The sequence below is a fragment of the Mesorhizobium sp. WSM2561 genome (assembly GCF_000513915.1).
Classification (GTDB): Bacteria; Pseudomonadota; Alphaproteobacteria; order Rhizobiales; family Rhizobiaceae; genus Mesorhizobium; species Mesorhizobium muleiense.
On sequence record NZ_AZUX01000016.1, the window covers coordinates 1 to 2,500 of the forward strand.

Sequence of the window (2,500 nt, forward strand, 5' to 3'; positions counted from 1 at the left end):
TGCGCGGCCCGAGTTCCCGATTGGCGGGCCTTTTGGTAGAGAGAAGATTTGGATTTTGCAACGTGCGTTTTGCAGACCTGGCAGCGACCTACTCTCCCGCGTCTTGAGACGAAGTACCATCAGCGCTGGAGCGTTTCACGGCCGAGTTCGGAATGGGATCGGGTGCAGCCGCTCCGCCATAACCACCAGGTCGGCAAAGCGCACGTTGCTCGAGAAGCTTTTTGAGCGAATAGCGATGAGAGAGTAGCGAATAGGGGGACCTATTTTCTGCTCTCTCTGAGCTTATCGCTGGTCTTTGTTGTGCCTTTACCGTTCTTTTGGTCTTGGCGCCTTTCGAAGCGAAGCTTCGCAAGGTCGACCGACCGTCGGCGCCGATGCGCCGCACCCACGTAGCGCCGCCCGCAGGGCGGAACAAGCGTGAGTGAGAACAGACCATCTCGGCGCAATCCGAAGGATTGTCGCCCAAGATGGGCATAGGGAATGAGAACGATCAAGCCGATCGAACTATTAGTACCGGTAAGCTTCAAGCGTTGCCGCTCTTCCACACCCGGCCTATCAACGTGGTCGTCTTCCACGGTTCTCAGGGAATACTCGTTTTAAGGTGGGTTTCCCGCTTAGATGCCTTCAGCGGTTATCCCGTCCGGATATAGCTACCCTGCTATGCGGCTGGCGCCACAACAGGTCCACCAGAGATCCGTCCATCCCGGTCCTCTCGTACTAGGGACAGATCCTTTCAATATTCCTACACCCACGGCAGATAGGGACCGAACTGTCTCACGACGTTCTGAACCCAACTCACGTACCGCTTTAAATGGCGAACAGCCATACCCTTGGGACCTGCTCCAGCCCCAGGATGCGATGAGTCGACATCGAGGTGCCAAACAACCCCGTCGATATGGACTCTTGGGGGTCATCAGCCTGTTATCCCCGGCGTACCTTTTATCCGTTGAGCGATGGCCCTTCCACGCGGGACCACCGGATCACTATGACCGACTTTCGTCTCTGCTCGACTTGTCAGTCTCGCAGTCAGGCAGGCTTATGCCATTGCACTCAGCGAACGATTTCCGACCGTTCTGAGCCCACCATCGCGCGCCTCCGTTACTCTTTAGGAGGCGACCGCCCCAGTCAAACTACCCACCATACATTGTCCCGGACCCGGATGACGGGCCGCGGTTAGACATCCATAGTGATAAGGGTGGTATTTCAAGGGTGGCTCCACCTGAGCTGGCGCCCAGGTTTCAAAGCCTACCACCTATCCTACACATGCCACTACGAATGCCAATGTAAAGCTATAGTAAAGGTGCACGGGGTCTTTCCGTCTAACCGCAGGAACCCCGCATCTTCACGGGGAATTCAATTTCACTGAGTCTATGCTGGAGACAGCGGGGAAGTCGTTACGCCATTCGTGCAGGTCGGAACTTACCCGACAAGGAATTTCGCTACCTTAGGACCGTTATAGTTACGGCCGCCGTTTACTGGGGCTTCGATTCAGAGCTTGCACCCCTCCTCTTAACCTTCCAGCACCGGGCAGGCGTCAGACCCTATACGTCGTCTTGCGACTTCGCAGAGCCCTGTGTTTTTGATAAACAGTCGCTACCCCCTGGTCTGTGCCACCCTCCTCCACTTGCGTGGAAAAGGGTCACGCTTCTTCCGAAGTTACGCGTGCAATTTGCCGAGTTCCTTCAGCATAGTTCTCTCAAGCGCCTTGGTATACTCTACCAGTCCACCAGTGTCGGTTTCGGGTACGGTCTATAAGGAGGAGCTATTTCCTGGAACCACGCAGCAGCCCGTTCAATCCGATAAGATTGGACTACCTCAATGATCCGTCACTTCCTCCAGGCCCACGAATATTAACGTGGTTCCCATCGTCTACGCATTTCTGCCTCGACTTAGGGGCCGGCTAACCCTGCTCAGATTAGCTTTAAGCAGGAACCCTTGGACTTTCGGCGGGGGAGTCTCTCACTCCCCTTACGTTACTCATGTCAGCATTCGCACTTCTGATACCTCCACCACCCCTCACGGGTATGGCTTCATCAGCTTACAGAACGCTCCGCTACCGCTCGTGATTGCTCACGAACCCTAAGCTTCGGTGTATGGCTTGAGCCCCGTTACATTTTCGGCGCAAAGACCCTTATTTAGACCAGTGAGCTGTTACGCTTTCTTTAAATGATGGCTGCTTCTAAGCCAACATCCTGGTTGTTTTGGGATCCTCACATCCTTTCCCACTTAGCCATAACTTGGGGACCTTAGCTGTAGGTCAGGGTTGTTTCCCTTTTCACGACGGACGTTAGCACCCGCCGTGTGTCTGCCGACTAGTACTCCCAGGTATTCGGAGTTTGGTTAGGTTTGGTAATCCGGTGAGGACCCCTAGCCCATCCAGTGCTCTACCCCCTGGGGTATTCGGTCGACGCTCTACCTAAATAGATTTCGCGGAGAACCAGCTATTTCCGAGTTTGATTGGCCTTTCACCCCTAGCCACAAGTCATCCCGAACTATTGCA

Annotated in this window: 2 rRNA genes (1 of these 2 cut by a window edge); both read right to left on the reverse strand. The window is 54.6% G+C overall.

Going from position 1 to position 2,500, the window contains the following annotated elements:
- Positions 1 to 75: 75 nt before the first annotated feature.
- A 5S ribosomal RNA gene (gene rrf, locus M727_RS0114725) occupies positions 76 to 190 on the reverse strand.
- A 296-nt stretch (positions 191 to 486) separates the two neighbouring features.
- A 23S ribosomal RNA gene (locus M727_RS0114730) occupies positions 487 to 2,500 on the reverse strand (it continues 805 nt past the right edge of the window).